Source organism: Streptomyces sp. SYSU D01066-1 (assembly GCF_054956795.1).
The window spans coordinates 80,285-97,192 of the sequence record NZ_JBUDHV010000002.1 but is presented as its reverse complement, the minus strand read 5'-3'; the positions used below and the strand labels follow the sequence as shown (position 1 = coordinate 97,192).

The 16,908-nt window shown below is 72.5% G+C and carries 15 protein-coding genes and 2 tRNA genes; 14 read left to right on the top strand and 3 right to left on the bottom strand.

Features of this window, described 5'->3' with window-relative positions; translation table 11 throughout:
* Positions 1 to 84: 84 nt before the first annotated feature.
* The 4 genes from ACY1JF_RS02405 (at position 85) to ACY1JF_RS02390 (ending at position 3,800) form a co-directional block, all read left to right on the top strand.
* The gene (locus tag ACY1JF_RS02405) at positions 85 to 543 is read left to right on the top strand and encodes a hypothetical protein (RefSeq protein ID WP_462703478.1); all 459 of its coding nucleotides are present in this window, start codon (positions 85 to 87) and stop codon (positions 541 to 543) included.
* A 115-nt stretch (positions 544 to 658) separates the two neighbouring features.
* Complete coding sequence (locus ACY1JF_RS02400) at positions 659 to 1,945, top strand: glutamate-5-semialdehyde dehydrogenase (protein WP_462703264.1); 1,287 nt, start codon at positions 659 to 661, stop codon at positions 1,943 to 1,945.
* 121 nt (positions 1,946 to 2,066) lie between these two features.
* Positions 2,067 to 2,645: an SCO2584 family spore wall biosynthesis protein gene (locus tag ACY1JF_RS02395; RefSeq protein ID WP_462703263.1), complete on the top strand. Its 579-nt coding sequence runs from the start codon at positions 2,067 to 2,069 to the stop codon at positions 2,643 to 2,645.
* An 87-nt stretch (positions 2,646 to 2,732) separates the two neighbouring features.
* Positions 2,733 to 3,800 carry an SCO2583 family membrane protein gene (locus ACY1JF_RS02390; RefSeq protein WP_462703262.1) on the top strand — a complete coding sequence of 356 codons (1,068 nt, stop codon included), beginning with the start codon at positions 2,733 to 2,735 and terminating at the stop codon, positions 3,798 to 3,800.
* A 105-nt stretch (positions 3,801 to 3,905) separates the two neighbouring features.
* Here the strand turns inward: ACY1JF_RS02390 and ACY1JF_RS02385 are convergent, their stop codons facing one another.
* Positions 3,906 to 5,114: a M48 family metallopeptidase gene (locus ACY1JF_RS02385; RefSeq protein WP_462703261.1), complete on the bottom strand. Its 1,209-nt coding sequence runs from the start codon at positions 5,112 to 5,114 to the stop codon at positions 3,906 to 3,908.
* Positions 5,115 to 5,238: 124 nt separating this feature from the next.
* Between ACY1JF_RS02385 and ACY1JF_RS02380 the strand changes: the two genes are divergently transcribed.
* The 9 genes from ACY1JF_RS02380 (at position 5,239) to ACY1JF_RS02340 (ending at position 10,465) form a co-directional block, all read left to right on the top strand.
* A complete protein-coding gene (locus ACY1JF_RS02380) occupies positions 5,239 to 5,400 on the top strand; it encodes a hypothetical protein (protein WP_462703260.1) in 162 nt (53 codons plus the stop codon).
* Between the two features lie 191 nt (positions 5,401 to 5,591).
* On the top strand, positions 5,592 to 5,756 hold the full coding sequence (locus ACY1JF_RS02375) for a hypothetical protein (protein WP_462703259.1): 165 nt from the start codon (positions 5,592 to 5,594) through the stop codon (positions 5,754 to 5,756).
* A 67-nt stretch (positions 5,757 to 5,823) separates the two neighbouring features.
* Positions 5,824 to 6,504 (top strand): nicotinate-nucleotide adenylyltransferase, encoded by a 681-nt coding sequence (nadD, locus tag ACY1JF_RS02370; protein WP_462703258.1) that lies wholly within the window; start codon positions 5,824 to 5,826, stop codon positions 6,502 to 6,504.
* Between the two features lie 16 nt (positions 6,505 to 6,520).
* The gene (locus ACY1JF_RS02365) at positions 6,521 to 8,320 is read left to right on the top strand and encodes an LCP family protein (RefSeq protein WP_462703257.1); all 1,800 of its coding nucleotides are present in this window, start codon (positions 6,521 to 6,523) and stop codon (positions 8,318 to 8,320) included.
* 79 nt (positions 8,321 to 8,399) lie between these two features.
* Positions 8,400 to 8,840 carry a ribosome silencing factor gene (rsfS, locus tag ACY1JF_RS02360; protein WP_462703256.1) on the top strand — a complete coding sequence of 147 codons (441 nt, stop codon included), beginning with the start codon at positions 8,400 to 8,402 and terminating at the stop codon, positions 8,838 to 8,840.
* Entirely contained in the window at positions 8,840 to 9,511 is a 672-nt protein-coding gene (locus ACY1JF_RS02355; RefSeq protein WP_462703255.1) for a histidine phosphatase family protein, read from the top strand. The genes rsfS and ACY1JF_RS02355 overlap by 1 nt, the downstream gene beginning before the upstream one ends.
* Before the next feature lie 90 nt (positions 9,512 to 9,601).
* A tRNA-Ala gene (locus ACY1JF_RS02350) sits at positions 9,602 to 9,674 on the top strand.
* Between the two features lie 308 nt (positions 9,675 to 9,982).
* Entirely contained in the window at positions 9,983 to 10,216 is a 234-nt protein-coding gene (locus tag ACY1JF_RS02345; RefSeq protein ID WP_215169073.1) for a hypothetical protein, read from the top strand.
* Between the two features lie 176 nt (positions 10,217 to 10,392).
* Positions 10,393 to 10,465 (top strand) — tRNA-Ala (locus ACY1JF_RS02340).
* A 93-nt stretch (positions 10,466 to 10,558) separates the two neighbouring features.
* Here the strand turns inward: ACY1JF_RS02340 and ACY1JF_RS02335 are convergent.
* Complete coding sequence (locus ACY1JF_RS02335) at positions 10,559 to 12,172, bottom strand: NADH-ubiquinone oxidoreductase-F iron-sulfur binding region domain-containing protein (protein WP_462703254.1); 1,614 nt, start codon at positions 12,170 to 12,172, stop codon at positions 10,559 to 10,561.
* A complete protein-coding gene (locus ACY1JF_RS02330) occupies positions 12,169 to 13,443 on the bottom strand; it encodes a cytochrome b/b6 domain-containing protein (protein WP_462703253.1) in 1,275 nt (424 codons plus the stop codon). Before ACY1JF_RS02330 ends, ACY1JF_RS02335 begins: the two co-directional genes overlap by 4 nt.
* A gap of 390 nt (positions 13,444 to 13,833) precedes the next feature.
* Between ACY1JF_RS02330 and leuS the strand changes: the two genes are divergently transcribed.
* A complete protein-coding gene (gene leuS / locus ACY1JF_RS02325; RefSeq protein WP_462703252.1) occupies positions 13,834 to 16,719 on the top strand; it encodes a leucine--tRNA ligase in 2,886 nt (961 codons plus the stop codon).
* Positions 16,720 to 16,908 lie beyond the last annotated feature (189 nt).

The following is a 16,908-nucleotide window of genomic DNA, read 5'->3' as shown; positions in this document are numbered from 1 at the left end:
GCGGACGGGGAAGGTGCGCCGGCCGGTGTCGCGGCGGACGGGGAACGCGCGCTGACCGGTGTCGCGGCCGTCGGGGAACGCGCGCTGACCGGCGTCGGGACCGGCGGGGAACACGGCTTGGCCGGCGTCGCGGCGGACGGGGAACGCGCCCCGACCGGCGTCCCGGCCGGTGACCGCGGCCCGGACCGGGGGGCCGGGGAGGTCCCGCGCCTGTGGCACGTCACCCTCAGCGTCTCCGGTGAGCGCACCCCCGTCGCCGAGGTCCGCCGCGCCCTCGAACAGCTCGCCCACGACCACCCCTTCCTGCTGACCAGCCGCTACGCCGGCGACCACGCCGAGATCCGGTACTGGGAGCAGGCCCGCGACCTGCACGACGCCGCCGCCGTCGCCCTGCGCCTGTGGGGCGAGCACCGGCAGACCGCGGGCCTGCCGCCCTGGGAGATCGTCGGCCTGGAGGTCATCGACCGCGTCACCTACCACCAGCGCATCGCCGCGGGCTACGGCCCCGCCCCGGCGACACCGGTCGGGGTGCACCCCTTCTGAGCGGGAAGGACCCCGCCCTGGGCGGGAAGGACCCCCTCCGTCCACCTGTCGGAGTCCCGTCTCGGGGTGTGGGACATACGCCGGGTGACGCCGCCCGGCGCACTACCCTTCCCCCATGACCACGCTCTCGCCGTACGACTCGATGTCCCCGGTCACCCAGGCCGCCTACCGGGCCAAGGCCGCCGCCGCCGACCTCGCGCCGCTGCCGCGGGCCGTCAAGGACGACGCCCTGCTCGCCGTCGCCGACGCGCTGGAGGTCCGTACGAGCGAGATCGTCGAGGCCAACGCCCAGGACGTGGCCAAGGCCCGCGAGGCCGGGACCGCCGAGGCCATCGTCGACCGGCTGACCCTCACCCCGGAGCGCGTGCGCGCCATCGCCTCCGACGTACGGGACGTCGCCGCGCTGCCCGACCCCGTCGGCGAGGTGGTCCGCGGCAACACCCTCCCCAACGGCATCGACCTGCGCCAGGTCCGCGTCCCGCTCGGCGTGGTCGGCATCATCTACGAGGGCCGGCCCAACGTCACCGTCGACGCCGCCGCCCTCTGCCTGAAGTCCGGCAACGCGGTCCTGCTGCGCGGCTCGTCGTCCGCCTACCGGTCGAACACCGCCCTGGTCCGGGTGATCCGCGACGCGGTCGGCGGCGCCGGGCTGCCCGCCGACGCCGTCCAGCTCGTCCCCGGCGAGAGCCGCGACAGCGTCCGCGAGCTGATGCGCGCCCGCGGCCTGGTCGACGTCCTCATCCCGCGCGGCGGCGCCTCCCTGATCAGCACGGTCGTCCAGGAGTCCACCGTCCCCGTCATCGAGACCGGCACCGGCAACTGCCACGTCTACGTCGACGCCGCCGCCGACCTCGACATGGCCGTCGAGATCCTGGTCAACAGCAAGGCCCAGCGGGTCGGCGTCTGCAACGCCGCCGAGACCCTCCTGGTCCACCAGGACATCGCCCCCGACTTCCTGCCCCGCGCCCTGGACGCCCTTGCCGACGCCGGCGTCACCGTGCACGCCGACGAGCGGGTGATGGCGTACGCCAAGGACTCCCGCGCCACCGTCGTCGAGGCCACCCCGGAGGACTGGGAGACCGAGTACCTCTCCTACGACATCGCCGCCGCCGTCGTCGACTCCCTCGACAAGGCCGTCGAACACATCCGGCTGTGGACCTCCGGCCACACCGAGGCGATCGTCACCACCTCGCAGCAGGCGGCCCGCCGCTTCACCCAGTTGGTCGATTCCACGACGGTCGCCGTGAACGCGTCCACCCGCTTCACCGACGGCGGCCAGTTCGGCTTCGGCGCCGAGATCGGCATCTCCACCCAGAAGCTGCACGCCCGCGGCCCGATGGGCCTGCCGGAACTGACCAGCACCAAGTACATCGTCACCGGCGACGGACACGTACGGCGCTGAACCGGCCCCCGGCGCGCGGCCGGACACACGCCCCCGCGCGGGCGCCCCGCGCCCGTCCCACCCGCCGGATGAATTTCCATACCGTCTGCCCAAAATGACCCCCCAGGTCTACTCTGGATCCGTGCCGGAGGACGTGGGGGGCACGCCGTTCCCTGACGGCTGGGAGCCCGACGACGACCACGACCGCGGGGTGTCGGACGAAGAGTTCGCCTCCGTGGTCTTCGACGAGGACTTCGTACGGGCGGCCACGGTCCACGAGCCGACCGCCGTCGAACGCCTGCTGGCCGCCGCCGAGGCCCGGGCGGAGGCCTCCGAGGCGGAGGCGGCCCGCCGCGCCCGCACCAGGGGCGAGCGCTACGACGACGGATACGGCGACCTCGGCCACGACCCGGCCGACCCCTACCACGACGACGACCCGGACGACGCCGACCCCCTCGACCGCCCCTACGGCGCCCCCGCGGGCTACGGCAAGCAGCTCCGCTGGCACCGCCCCGTCGCCTGGATGCTCGCCCTGGTGATGGGCATCGGCATGGTCGCGCTGGCCTTCAGCGCCGTCTACCGGGGCGCCTCCTCGGACAGCGACCGGGACCAGGTGCCCCCGCCCGCCTCCACCGGCCCCGAGCAGGGCGGCGCCGCCACCCCCTCGGCCTCCGCCGACTACTCCCAGCCGGCCGTCCCGGTGATCCCGCGCAGCCCCTGAGCGACGCCCGCGACCCGGTGCGAAGGTGTCCGAAGTTGTCGTGTACCAGGGCGTTTACCTGGCGGCCCGGCGACCTACTCTGAAGATATGGGAGGTCCTTCAGACCCGCCTGACGGGGCACCCGAGGGCGCCTCCGGGGGCGGCGACGACGAGTACCGGTCCGTCGTCTTCGACGAATCGTTCGTTCGCGCTGCCCACCTCCAGGAGTTCTCCGCCCAGGAGCGCATCGCCGACCACACCCCCGCCGTCCGCCGCCGCCCGCCGCTGCGCCGCGGACTGCCCCGGCAGGCCCTGATCCTGATCGTGCTGATCGCGGTCGCCCTCGGCACCGCCGTCTACATGAGCCTGCGCCACCCTTACCAGAGCCCCGCCGCGCGGCAGTCCGCCGAACAGGTGCGGATGACCGTCGTCCCGCTCTCCCCGCGCGGCGAGGTGCCCGGCGCCGCCGACGCCGAGCGGCTGTTCGCGCGCAGCCCCGCCGCGCGGTTCCGGGCCGGCGCGGCGGGCGTCACGCTGCCGCCGTACCGCGACACCGCCCACTTCGCCGCCGAACAGGTCAGGAACGCCCTGCTCACCGCCAAGGAGTACGTCGTGCGCTCGGCGCTCGACCCGCGGGTGCTGGTCGGCGGGGAGACCCGCTCGGTGCGGATGCTGCTCGACCCCGACCAGACCGCCCAGTTCGACGAGAGCTTCGAACAGCCCGCCGCCGACGGCCGGCACGCGGCCACCGGATGGCTGGTGCGCTTCGACCCGGCCCGCGTCGAGCTGGCCGGCACCGGGATCCGCGTCCGGGGCTCGCTGCGGGCCCTGGAGAGCGACTCCTCCGCCCTGGAGGTCGTCGCCGCCCACACCGTCGTCTATCCGCTGCGGCCCACCGGGGACACCCGTGCCGAGGCGTCGCTGTTCACCGTCCGCCGCGAGCTGCGCTTCCGCTTCGACCGGGACGACCTGCGGCTGCACCAGGCCCGGCTCACCCTCGCCTCGCTCCAGGCGGGCCCGCTGTCCTGCGCCGAGGACGCGGCCGGGTACCTGCGCCCGCTGCTCGCCGGGCAGAGCGCCAAGGAGGGCGGCCCGGCCGGTACCGACCCGTACGCCACGGGCGAGGCCACGGCGCTGTGCGGCACCCTGGCCGAGGGCGCCCAGCCGAAGGTGTGACGATCCGGCCTGTCGGCCTGTCGGCCTGTCGGCCTGTCGGCCTGTCGGCCTGTCGGCCTGTCGGCCTGTCGGCCTGTCGGCCTGTCGGCCTGTCGGCCTGTCGGCCTAGTCGCGGCGCTCGCCGGGTCCGTCCTGCGGTCCGCCCGGCGCGTCACCAGGACGACCCGCAAAGCCCCCACGCCCTCCAGGACCCGCAGGACCCTCCGGGTTCCCAGGACCTTCCGGGCTCCCGGCACCCGCCGGGCCGTCGTGCCCGTCCTTCGGTCCCGGCCGAGAGGAGCCGAACCCGCCGAAGCCCCGCCGCACCCGCTCGCCGAGGTCCCCGGCCCCGCCGGCGATGTCGTTGACCAGCTTCATCAGCGGGTCCTTGGACGTGCGCACATGCGTGGCGTAGCCGGCCGCCGACTCCCGCCAGGAGTCACGTACCGAGGTGTCCTTGTCCTCGTCGCGCCGCGGGTAGTGGCCGTCCATGATCCGCTGGTGGTCACGGGAGGCCGCCCACTTCTTCAGCTCGGCGGCCCGCACGGCGGCGAAGGGGTGGGAACGCGGCAGCACGTTCATGATCTTCAGTACGGAGTCGCGCAGGTCGCCGCCGGCCTCGTACTCGTCGGCCTGCTCCAGGAACGCGTCCACGTTCATCTCGTGCAGGTGGTTGCCGCCCGCGATCTTCATCAGGCCGCGCATGGACGCCGTCAGGTCCTGGCCGACCAGCAGCCCCGCGCGGTCGGCGGACAGCTCCGACTTGCGGAACCACTCGCGCAGCGCGGTCACGATCGCCATGATCGCCAGGTTGCCCAGCGGGATCCAGGCGACCCGGACCGCCAGCGAGGTCAGGAAGAGCAGGACGGTGCGGTAGACCGAGTGCCCGGACAGCGCGTGCCCGATCTCGTGCCCGACGACCGCCCGCATCTCCTCCTCGTCGAGCAGCTCGACCAGCCCCGTGGTGACCACGATGATCGGCTCGTCCAGGCCGATGCACATCGCGTTCGGATTCGGGTCCTGGTTGACGTACATCGGGGGGACCTTCTCCAGGTCCAGGATGTAGCAGGCGTCCCGCAGCATGTCGTTCAGGTGGGCGAACTGCCGGTCCGAGACGCGCACCGAGTCGGACAGGAACAGCAGCCTCAGGCTCCGCTCCGGCAGCAGCCCGCTGAGCGCCTTGAACACCGTGTCGAAACCGCTCAGCTTGCGCAGCGCCACCAGGGCGCTGCGGTCGGCCGGATGCTCGTACGCGCGCGAGGAGATCCCCGGGAAGCGCCTGCGTGACCTGCCGGGCACCTGCTCGTGCCCGTTGCTCTGACGGCCGTCGGCCATGTCTTCCCCCAGGTGCGTCCTAGTGGCCCTCTGCGGACCCTGTGCGGTCCTTCGTGCCCCCGAAGCAGAGCCCAGCCTAGGCGGAGTTACCGTGGACGGGCAGTACAGCTAAGGAGTCCGTGTCATGGAGCATGTCCCCCACCCCGTCCGGCTCGCCGGGGCCGCGAACGCCGCCGAGCAGTCAGGAACGGGGCACCTGCTCCAGATCGTGCTGGTCGTGATGGTGCTGGGCTGTGTGCTCACCGCGTGGCTCCTGCTGCGGGGCTACACGTCGAGGGACGACTGAGGCGGCCGTGGGGTTCCCCGGCCGGCCCGGACCCTTCCCGGACCTCCCGAGCGAACCCTGACGGCTCCCGGCGGCTGCCGGCGCCTCCCGGTGGCTTCCCGACGGCGGAGTCGGCGTGATCGCGTGAGGGGGGCCCGCATACGATGGGCCCACGTCTTTATCCCGCCCACACGCGATAGGTCCTGCCGAAGATGAGCTTCCACAGCACCGCTGCCCAGTTGGTCACCCTTGCCGCCGAGGGCGAGGAGCACGGCGGCAACCACGAGAGCCTCAGCCCCTACGTCACCGGCATCGGCGCGTTCGTCGTCCTGCTGCTGCTGCTGTGGATCACCACGCGCTTCAACCGGGACCGCTGAGCGGAGCGCGTTCTCCAGGGGAACAGGCGGCCGAGACGTTCAGCCGGGGCCGGTAGGGTCTGCACGCATGGGAGAGCAGGACATGCCTACCGGTCCGGTGAACGGCCCGGCAAGCGGCACACGGCACCGCCCGGTCCCCGGCACCGCCCCGTCACGGCCGGGCAAGCGCCGGCTCGGCGTCATGGGCGGCACCTTCGACCCGATCCACCACGGGCACCTCGTCGCGGCCAGTGAGGTCGCCGCGCAGTTCCACCTCGACGAGGTGGTGTTCGTACCGACCGGGCAGCCCTGGCAGAAGAGCCACCGCGTGGTCTCCGCGGCCGAGGACCGGTACCTCATGACGGTCATCGCGACCGTCGAGAACCCGCAGTTCTCGGTGAGCCGCATCGACATCGACCGCGGCGGTCCCACCTACACCGTGGACACCCTGCGCGACCTGCGCTCGCTCAACCCGGACACGGACCTCTTCTTCATCACCGGCGCCGACGCCCTCGCCCAGATCCTCACCTGGCGCGACAGCGAGGAACTCTTCTCCCTGTCACACTTCATCGGCGTCACCCGCCCCGGCCACCACCTGACGGACGCGGGCCTGCCCGAGGGAGGCGTCTCCCTCATCGAGGTCCCCGCCCTCGCCATCTCCTCCACGGACTGCCGGGCGAGAGTCGCCAAGGGCGAGCCCGTCTGGTACCTGGTGCCCGACGGCGTCGTGCGCTACATCGACAAGCGTCAGCTGTACCGCGGCTTGTGAGCCGAGAGGGGCACCGGTGAACGACCGATACGACGCGGGGTACGGCGGCGGCCAGGACGGCCCGTACGAGATCGTCGGCTACGACGAGTGGGGCCAGCCGGTCTACCGCCAGGCCCCGGCCCAGCAGCCCGCCCCCCAGCAGCAGGCGTACGACCCGTACGCGCAGCAGGGACAGCCGGGGCAGCAGGGGTACGGCTACGACCCGTACGGCACCGGCGGCCAGCAGCCCGCCACCCCGTACGACCCCTACGCGAACTACGACCCCGGCGGCCAGGCGTCCGCCCCTCAGCAGGCCGCCTACGACCCCGGCGGCCAGGCGTCCGCCCCTCAGCAGGCCGCCTACGACCCCGGCGGCCAGGCGTCCGCCCCCCAGCAGGCCGCCTACGACCCCTACGCGGACGCCGCTGCCGCCGCCGGCGGCGGGCAGGCCCGGGTCGCCGAGCAGACGGCCCGCGTGCCGCGGCAGGCGGGCCCGCGCGAGGAGCCGGAGGGGCCCGGGGAAGAGGCGCCGGCGAAGTCCGGCGCGGCGGCGGGGCCGGAGTACCACACCGAGCAGTTCGCCTTCGTCGAGGAGCCGGACGGCGACTCCGAGGACGTCATCGACTGGATGAAGTTCACGGAGAACCGCACCGAGCGCCGCGAGGAGGCCCGGCGCCGGGCACGCGCGCGTGTCATCGCCCTGGTGGTCGTCCTCGCCCTGGTCGCCGTGGGCGGCATCGGCTACCTCTGGTACGCCGGAAAGCTCCCCGGCCTGTCCTCGTCGGACTCCGGGACCGGCGGTACGACGGCGGCGGGCGCCCAGAAGCGCGACGTGATCGCCCTCCACCTGCACGACACCGACGGCGGCTCCACCTCCACGGCACTGCTGGTGAACAACACCACCACCCAGCGGGCGACCACCGTGCTGCTGCCCAACTCGCTGGCGCTGACCGGCGACGACGGCAGCGTCACCACGCTGGCCAAGTCGGTCGACGACGACGGACCCGACGCCACCCAGGACGCGCTCGACTCCGTGCTCGGCACCGCCATCGAGGGCACCTGGCGCCTGGACACGCCCTACTTGCAGAACCTCGTCGACCTGGTCGGCACCATCGAGGTCGACACGGACGCGGACGTGCCCGACCCGGACGCCAAGGACGACGAGGACGCCGCCGTCCTCGTCCACCGGGGCGAGAAGCAGGCCCTCAGCGGCAAGATGGCCGTGGCCTACGCCACCTACCAGGCCTCCGGGGAGGCGCAGGACGCCCAGCTGGAGCGGTTCGGGCAGGTCATCCACGGGGTGCTGCGCAAACTGTCCTCCGACGCGCAGGCGGCGACGACCACCGTCCAGACGCTGGGTATGATCCTCGACCCGCCGCTGACCGACGAGGACCTCGGCTCCTTCCTCGCCTCGCTGGCCGACCTCGCCAAGGGCGGCGACCACGAGACGGCCCTGCTGCCCGTCCAGGACGACGGCACGCTCAGCGCCGAGGACAGCTCGGGCATCGTCAAGGACGTCCTCGGCGGCGCCGCCAAGAGCCCCGACGAGGATGCCGCGGTCAGCGTCTCCGTGCGGAACGCCAGCGGTGACGCGGAGAACACCGCCAAGGTCCGGGTCACCCTGGTCAACGGCGGCTTCGCCTTCGTGGAGGGCGGCACCGCCTCCGCCGCCCAGGCCACCTCGGAGGTGCTGTACGCGGACGCCGCCGACAAGGAGAACGCCACCGAGGTCGCCAAGACGCTCGGCCTGCCGACCAGCACGGTCGCCAAGGGCGAGGTGTCCGCCAACGCGCGCGTGTCGGTGGTTCTCGGCCAGGACTACGAGCCCGCGTCGTGACCGGACGGTAACCGCATGGGGAGAGGTCGGCGGTCGTGAGACCCTTGGTGTCAAACGACCGTCGACCGAAAGCCTGGTAGTGACCGCGACCGACCGCTCCCTGGAGCTCATCAACACCGCCGCCCAGGCGGCCGCCGACAAGCTCGCCCACGACGTCATCGCCTACGACGTCAGCGACGTGCTGTCGATCACGGACGCCTTCCTGCTGGCCTCCGCACCCAACGACCGACAGGTCAAGTCGATCGTCGACGAGATCGAGGAACGGCTCAACAAGGAACTCGGCGCCAAGCCGGTCCGCCGCGAGGGCGACCGCGAGGCCCGCTGGGTCCTGCTCGACTACGTCGACATCGTCGTCCACGTCCAGCACAGCGAGGAGCGCGTCTTCTACGCCCTGGAGCGGCTCTGGAAGGACTGCCCCGAACTGGAGCTGCCCGCCGACGCCAAGGCGACCCGCGGCAAGGGCGAGGAGCACGCCCGGACGCAGGCCGCCGACACCCCGGGCCCGGACGGGGACCGGTGATGAGTCCCACCGGTGAGGTGACGGACCGGGGGGCCGGCCGGGGACGCCGCGTCATCCTGTGGCGGCACGGCCAGACGTCGTGGAACGTGGAGCGCCGCTTCCAGGGCACCACCGACGTCGAGCTGACCGGCACCGGCGTCGCCCAGGCCCGCCGGGCCGCCCGGCTGCTGGCCGCCCTCAGGCCCGACGCGATCGTGGCCTCGGACCTGAAGCGGGCCTCCGACACGGCCGCCGAGCTGGCCGCGCTGACCGGCCTGGAGGTCGCCCACGACGAGGGCCTGCGGGAGACCTACGCGGGCGTCTGGCAGGGGCTGACGCACGAGGAGATCATCGCCCGGTACGGCGCGGAGTACGCGGCGTGGAAGCGCGGCGAGCCGGTGCGCCGCGGCGGTGGCGAACTGGAGACCGAGGTCGCCGACCGCGCCGCCCCCGTGGTGCTGCGGTACGTGGACAAGCTGCCGCAGGACGGCACGCTCGTCGTGGTCAGCCACGGCGGCACGATCCGCACGACCATCGGCCGCCTCCTGGGCCTGGACGCGCGCAGCTGGGAGGCCCTGGGCGGCCTGACCAACTGCTGCTGGTCCGTCCTCGGCGAGGGCGCGCGCGGCTGGCGGCTGCTCGAGCACAACGCCGGCAGTCTGCCGGAGCCGGTGCTCGGCGACGACGACTGAGCCGCGTGCGGGACCCGGATTTCACTTTCCGGCAGGTCGCAGGCTAAAGTTCTTCTTGTTCGCCCCGCCGAGCGGGAAGAACACCGGCCCGGGGCTATAGCTCAGTTGGTAGAGCGCCTGCATGGCATGCAGGAGGTCAGGAGTTCAATTCTCCTTAGCTCCACAGAAGGATCAGAGCGATCACGGCGAATCCCGTCCCCTTGGGGGGCGGGATTTTTCGTTCTCGCTCGGGCCTCGCTTGAGCGCCAGAGGTCCGCCGGACGTATGGCTTCATGGAGATCCGCGCCGGTCACCGTGTCCGTACTGGTACTGAGGCGTCGCTGACCGCGCCGGTCCGGGCGTGGCAGAATCAAACGGCCGGAAGGGGGCGCGGCCCGACGGGAGGGAGTACCGATGCCTGCGAGCATCCTCGGGGACAGCGGCGGCGTCCCGTACGCGTGCACGGCCTGCGGCGACAGCTGGAGCTGACCGATGGGGGCACACAGGCGGAAGTGCGACTGGTGCGGCAGCGGCACTCCGATCGTCCGCGACATGGAACCGGTCAATCCCGAGTACCAGTACTGGTGCGAGGAGTGCGCGCGGGCGCTGATCATAAAAGGCGACCCCATCGAGACGTACCGGGAACTCGAGGGCGAGCCGATCTACGGCCGGCTCCTGGAGGAGCACTGCACGCTCAAGCGGTTCTACTCGTTCGTGGCCGCCTGACACGGCGCCTGACGTGGTGCCCGGCAGGGTCGTCCGGCATGGCCGTCCGGTGTGGTCGCCTGACGGGAAAGCGGTCGAACCGGGCAGATCGGAAACGATTTGGTGTTGGACCCGGTAGACCGTGTAATGTTGGCGTCGCCGCCGGGGAAACCGGGCGGAGCGAAGCGGTAAAACGCGGGGCTATAGCTCAGTTGGTAGAGCGCCTGCATGGCATGCAGGAGGTCAGGAGTTCAATTCTCCTTAGCTCCACAGGGAAACCCCCCGGATCATCGGTCCGGGGGGTTTGTCGTGCTGGCCTCGGTCCGCTCGGTCCGCTCGATTCGCTCCTTCCGCCCTGTCCGCTCAGCGGCCGAGCGCGCGCCGGCCGCGTCCCGGGGCGAGCACCGGCAGGTTGGCCCGGGCGGGCGCCTGGGCGCGGGCGTCCTCCTCGATGCGCAGGGCCAGCGCCGGGCAGCGGCGCACCGCGCGCAGCGCCTTGGCCTCCGCGTAGCGCGGCACCTGGGCCTGCGCCACGGTCGGGAAACCGTCGGCGCCGAGCTGGAAGACCTCCGGGAGGATGTCGGCGCACAGCCCGTGGCCGCGGCACAGCGTCCAGTCGACGTAGATCTTCTGGCGGCTGGGACCGGTCTCCCCGGACGCGCCGCCGCCCGGGACGCCCGTCGGGGCCCCGCCCCCCTCGAAGAGCGGCAGCACGCCCTGTACGGGCCGTCCGCAGCCGTTGCCGAGGACATGGGCGGCCAGGTCGTCGGTGAACGCCTTGACGGTCGACTCCAGGAACATCGCCGAGCCGTCCGGGTGTGAACAGGCGCCGCGCCGCTTGACGTTCTTCGCGACCTGCTTGAGCGCCTCCAGGGCGGCCGGACCGCCGCCGTTCAGGATGTCCTCCAGACCGCGCGCCGCGGCCGGCAGTCCGAGGTAGCAGGGGCCGCACTGGCCCGCGCTCTCCTCCGCCAGCCACTGCGCCACCCTGAGCGACTCGCCCAGCGGGCACGTCTCCTGACCGATCGGCAGGATGGCGCCCGCGCCCAGCGAACCGCCCACCGCGTCCAGCGAGTTGCGGGAGACGATCGCCTCGTCGACGGTGGCCGGGTCGATCCACTTGCCGTGGTAGCCGCCGGTCAGCACCCCCTGGGGCACCGGCGGGGCGCCGGCCAGCTGGAGGACGTAGCGCAGCGGTACGCCCGTGGGGACCTCGATGACCATGGGGCGGGCGACCGCGCCCGAGACGGTGAGCATGACGGTGCCCGGCTCGTCGTACAGACCGGTGTTGCCGTAGCGCTCGGGGCCGATGCGGGCGGCGATGGCGAGCTGGGCGAAGGTCTCGGCGTTCGACAGGAGCGTCGGCGAGCCGCCCACACCGCTCCTGGAGGCGCTGATCTTGCGGCCGGGCGGGATCGCCGGGCCGCCGTCGATGGAACGGATCAGGGAGGCGGCGGCACCGGTGACCATCCGCACGGGATTGCGCTGCACGCGCGCGCGGAGCGCCGAACGGCGGCCGTTGCTCAGGCCGCGTTCGGCGAGCGCGGCCTCCATGGAGCGCTGGGTGGACTCCCGGGTGACCCCGACGACGAGGGTGCGCGCGCCCATCGCCTCGGCGCACAGCAGCGCGCCGTCCAGGATCAGGTGCGGTGCGCGGTTGATGAGGACGGTGTCCTTGCGGCAGGCCGGTTCGTCCTCGCTGCCGTTGACGACGACGACCGGGCGGACGCCGCGTTTGATCGCCGCTTCGGCGACCGAGCGCAGCTTCTTGTGGAAGGGGAAGCCCGCGCCGCCGCGGCCCCTGAGATTGATCGCCTCGGCGAGTTTGGCGAGCTGTTCGCCGCCAAGGGGTTCGAGCGGGCCGTGCACCTTGAGGTGCATCGGCAGATCCAGCCGCTCGACAAGGTCGAAGCCCGACGTGAGCTGGGGGAGGCCGACGACGCGGACCTCGGGGACGTCGGGCAGGGCCTCGTTCACTTCATGCCTCCGGAAGGCGTGTTCCAGGATTCACCCGGCCCCGGTGCGTCGAAGTCGTAGGACGCTCCGGGGGCCGGTTCGGGGGCGGGACCGCTCGTGTAGGTGTCGTCCGGGTAGTACGCGCCGGGGACGGTGTTCGACTCACCGGTGTCGTACACGTCACTCGGCCGGTAGCCGTAGCCGTAGCCATAGCCGTAGCCGTCCGGACCGGTGTAGGCCGGGATGGTGTGGCCGGTGTCGGTGAGGGGGTCGTACGCCGACGGCGGGGCCTCGCCGACCGGCGGCGGCGACGGGACCGGCCAGCCGCCCGGGGGCATCGCCGTGCCGGGCGCCGCAGTGGGCCGTACGCCCGGCTGCGTCTCCGGCGGCGGCTCCACGAAGGCGGCCGGGCCGGGGACGGTGGGCTGCTGCCAGGGGCGCCGCGGGGCGGAGACGGCGCGGTAGGCCGCGGCGAACCCGTTCCCGGGCTCCGCGGGCGCGGCGGCGGCCGAGGGCTGGTACGGCGGCGGGGCGGCGGCGCGCTGCCGGGGGACCCCCGCGTTCTCGTAGCCCGGCAGCGCGGAGCCCTGCGGGGTGGCGCCGGGCGCCGTGCGGGCGCCGTCCCGGGCCGGCTCCGCCCGGTCCGGTTCCTCCCGGGCCGGGCGGTCCCCCTGGTCCAGGAGGGCCGCCGCGCGGTCGGCGATCCGGCGCTTGACGGGCCCCGGCGCCGCGCGCAGCGCCAGGGCCGCCATCACCCCGGCCACCGACAGGCCGTACAGGACCAGGAAGACCGGCTTGGCCGCGCGGCCCGCGTAGAGGCCGTGCAGCAGGGCCGCGCACCAGGCCGGGTAGGCCAGCATGTGCATGGCCCGCCAGCGGGCCGCGACGGGGGCGGGGGAGGCGAAGCGGTTGCGCAGGGCGCCGGTGACGCCCACGAAGACCATGAGCAGGCCGGCCAGGGTGCCCAGGCCGATGAGGAAGGCCCGGCCGCCGAACTGCTCGTCGTCGGTCAGGAACAGGCCGAAGGGGATCACCGCGGCGATCCAGGTGGTGTGCGCCAGCGCCAGCTTGACCCCGATGTGCACGAGCAGGAAGACGATCGAGGCGACGGCCGTGGTGCGGTGCACGGCCTGGGCGAGGATGCGCTGGCGGGCCACGAGCAGGATCCGGTCCTGGGCGACCAGTCCCCAGATCACCGAGCAGCTGAGGCAGACCAGTGCCAGGACGCCGGCGCCGAAGTCGAGGAACGACGCCAACGAGTCGTCCGCCGTGGCGGCGAGGGATGGGTTCATGGGGGCACTCCGAGCGGTTCGGGGAAGCGGTCCCGGTGCCGCACTCTAGGTGGCGCCATACCCGTGGGTACGAGGTTTGAGTTATTGCGCTGTTATCAAATGACTATGCGGTCGTTGTGATGCCCCTTAGCGGCTGTTACGCGAAGTAAACCTTGACCGGGGTGCGGGCGGCGGAGCCCCGTCGTGGCCCGCTCGGCGGCTGCGGTACCCTGACGCCATGCGTGCCGTACGCCTTCTGCTTAGCGGGCCGCGCTGATCAGTACCGACCGCCGGTGCTCCGGACGGTCGGCAGCGGCGCGGCGTCCCCTCCTGTGCGAGGGGATTTTTCATTTCTGTCAGGAGTGAGAGTCGCAGCCGCAGGCGAAGACGATCGATGGAGCTTTGAGGATCATGAGCGAGACGAACCCCGCCACCGCCGCCGAGGCGGTGGCGCCGCACCGCTACACGGCGGCCCTGGCGGCCGAGATCGAGGCACGCTGGCAGGACTTCTGGGACGCCGAGGGCACCTACGCGGCGCCGAACCCGGCCGGTGACCTGGCGGGCGACCCGGAGACGGCCGCCCGGCCCAAGAAGTTCATCATGGACATGTTCCCGTATCCGTCCGGCGCGGGCCTGCACGTCGGTCACCCCCTGGGCTACATCGCCACCGACGTCTTCGCCCGCTTCCAGCGGATGACCGGCCACAACGTCCTGCACACCCTGGGCTTCGACGCCTTCGGCCTGCCCGCCGAGCAGTACGCCGTGCAGACCGGCACGCACCCGCGCGTGTCCACCGAGGCCAACATGGAGAACATGAAGGCCCAGCTGCGCCGGCTGGGCCTGGGCCACGACAAGCGCCGGTCGTTCGCCACGATCGACCCGGACTACTACAAGTGGACCCAGTGGATCTTCCTGCAGATCTTCAACTCCTGGTACGACGAGGAGGCGAAGAAGGCCCGGCCGATCGCCGAGCTGGTCGCCGCCTTCGAGTCCGGTGCGCGTGCGGTCCCCGGGGGACGGGCCTGGAGCGAGCTGACCGCCGTCGAGCGCGCCGACGTCCTGGGCGAGTACCGGCTGGCCTACGCCTCCGACGCGCCGGTCAACTGGTGCCCCGGCCTGGGCACCGTGCTGGCCAACGAGGAGGTCACCGCCGACGGCCGCTCCGAGCGCGGCAACTTCCCCGTCTTCAAGGCCAAGCTGCGCCAGTGGAACATGCGGATCACCGCCTACGCGGACCGCCTGCTGGAGGACCTGGAGGAGCTGGACTGGCCCGAGGCCATCAAGCTGCAGCAGCGCAACTGGATCGGCCGCAGCGAGGGCGCCCGCGTCGACTTCCCCGTCGACGGCGAGCACATCACCGTCTTCACCACCCGCCAGGACACCCTGTTCGGCGCCACCTACATGGTGCTGGCCCCCGAACACCCCCTGGTGGAGAGGTTCACGCCCGCCGCCTGGCCGCAGGGCACGCGCCCGGCGTGGACCGGCGGTCACGCCACCCCCGCCGAGGCCGTCGCCGCCTACCGCGCGCAGGCCGCCGCCAAGTCCGACGTCGAGCGCCAGGCCGAGGCCAAGGACAAGACCGGCGTCTTCACCGGCGCGTACGCCACCAACCCGGTCAACGGCGAGCGGATCCCCGTCTTCATCGCCGACTACGTCCTGATGGGCTACGGCACCGGCGCGATCATGGCCGTACCGGCGCACGACACCCGTGACTTCGCCTTCGCGCGCGCCTTCGAGCTGCCGATGCGCTGTGTCGTCGAGCCGTCCGACGGCCGCTCCACCGACCCCGCGACCTGGGACGACGCCTTCGCCTCGTACGACGCGAAGATCGTCAACTCGACCGGCGCCGACATCAGTCTGGACGGCCTGGGCGTCACCGAGGCCAAGGCCCGCATCACCGAGTGGCTGACCGAGCGCGGCATCGGCGAGGGCACCGTCAACTTCCGCCTGCGCGACTGGCTGTTCAGCCGCCAGCGCTACTGGGGCGAGCCCTTCCCGATCGTCTACGACGAGGACGGCATCGCCCACCCGCTGCCCGAGTCGATGCTGCCGCTGGAACTGCCGGAGGTCGAGGACTACTCGCCGCGCACCTTCGACCCCGACGACGCCGACACCCAGCCGGAGACCCCGCTGTCGCGCAACGAGGACTGGGTCGACGTCACCCTGGACCTGGGCGACGGGCGCGGACCGCGCAAGTACCGGCGCGAGACCAACACCATGCCCAACTGGGCCGGTTCCTGCTGGTACGAGCTGCGCTACCTGGACCCGCACAACTCCGGACAGCTGGTCGACCCCGAAATCGAGCAGTACTGGATGGGTCCGCGCGAGGGTCAGCCGCACGGCGGCGTCGACCTGTACGTCGGCGGTGCCGAGCACGCCGTGCTGCACCTGCTGTACGCGCGCTTCTGGTCCAAGGTGCTGTTCGACCTGGGGCACATCTCCTCGGCCGAGCCGTTCCACAAGCTGTTCAACCAGGGCATGATCCAGGCGTACGTCTACCGGGACGCGCGCGGGATCGCCGTACCGGCCGCCGAGGTGGAGGAGCGCGACGGCGCGTACTACTACCAGGGCGAGCGGGTGTCGCGGCTGCTGGGCAAGATGGGCAAGTCGCTGAAGAACGCGGTCACCCCGGACGAGATCTGCGCCGAGTACGGCGCGGACACGCTGCGCCTGTACGAGATGGCCATGGGCCCGCTGGACGTCTCCCGGCCGTGGGACACCCGCGCGGTGGTCGGCCAGTTCCGGCTGCTGCAGCGGCTGTGGCGCAACGTCGTCGACGAGACGACCGGCGAGGTGACGGTCGTGGACACCGACCCCGCGGACATCGACGTGGACACGCTGCGGGCGCTGCACAAGGCGATCGACGGGGTGCGCGGCGACCTGGAGGGCATGCGCTTCAACACCGCCATCGCCAAGGTCACCGAGCTGAACAACCACCTGACCAAGGCGGGCGGCCCGGTCGCGCGGCCGGTCGCCGAGGCGCTGGTGCTGATGATCGCGCCGCTGGCCCCGCACGTCGCCGAGGAACTGTGGCGCAAGCTGGGGCACACCGATTCGGTGGTGCACCAGGACTTCCCGGTGGCCGACCCGGCGTACGTGGTCGACGACACGGTGACCTGCGTCGTCCAGGTCAAGGGCAAGGTCAAGGCGCGGCTGGAGGTCGCCCCGGACATCTCCGAGGCGGATCTGGAGAAGGCGGCGCTGGCCGACGAGAAGGTCGTGGCCGCGCTGGACGGCGCCGGGATCCGCAAGGTCATCGTGCGGGCGCCCAAGCTGGTCAACATCGTGCCGGCGTGAGGGGCGCGGGGCTCGCGGGCGGCGCGGGTGGTGACGGGCGTGTGAGAGGCGTGCGCCAGGTGGCCGGCGACATGGCCGGTGACGTGGTCGATGGCGTGGTCGGCTGACGGCTCGGGGCGGTCCCCTACGGGCAGGTTCGGGGTTTTTCCGGAACTCCGGGCCTGCCCATTGCGTTTACGGTGGAAGAGA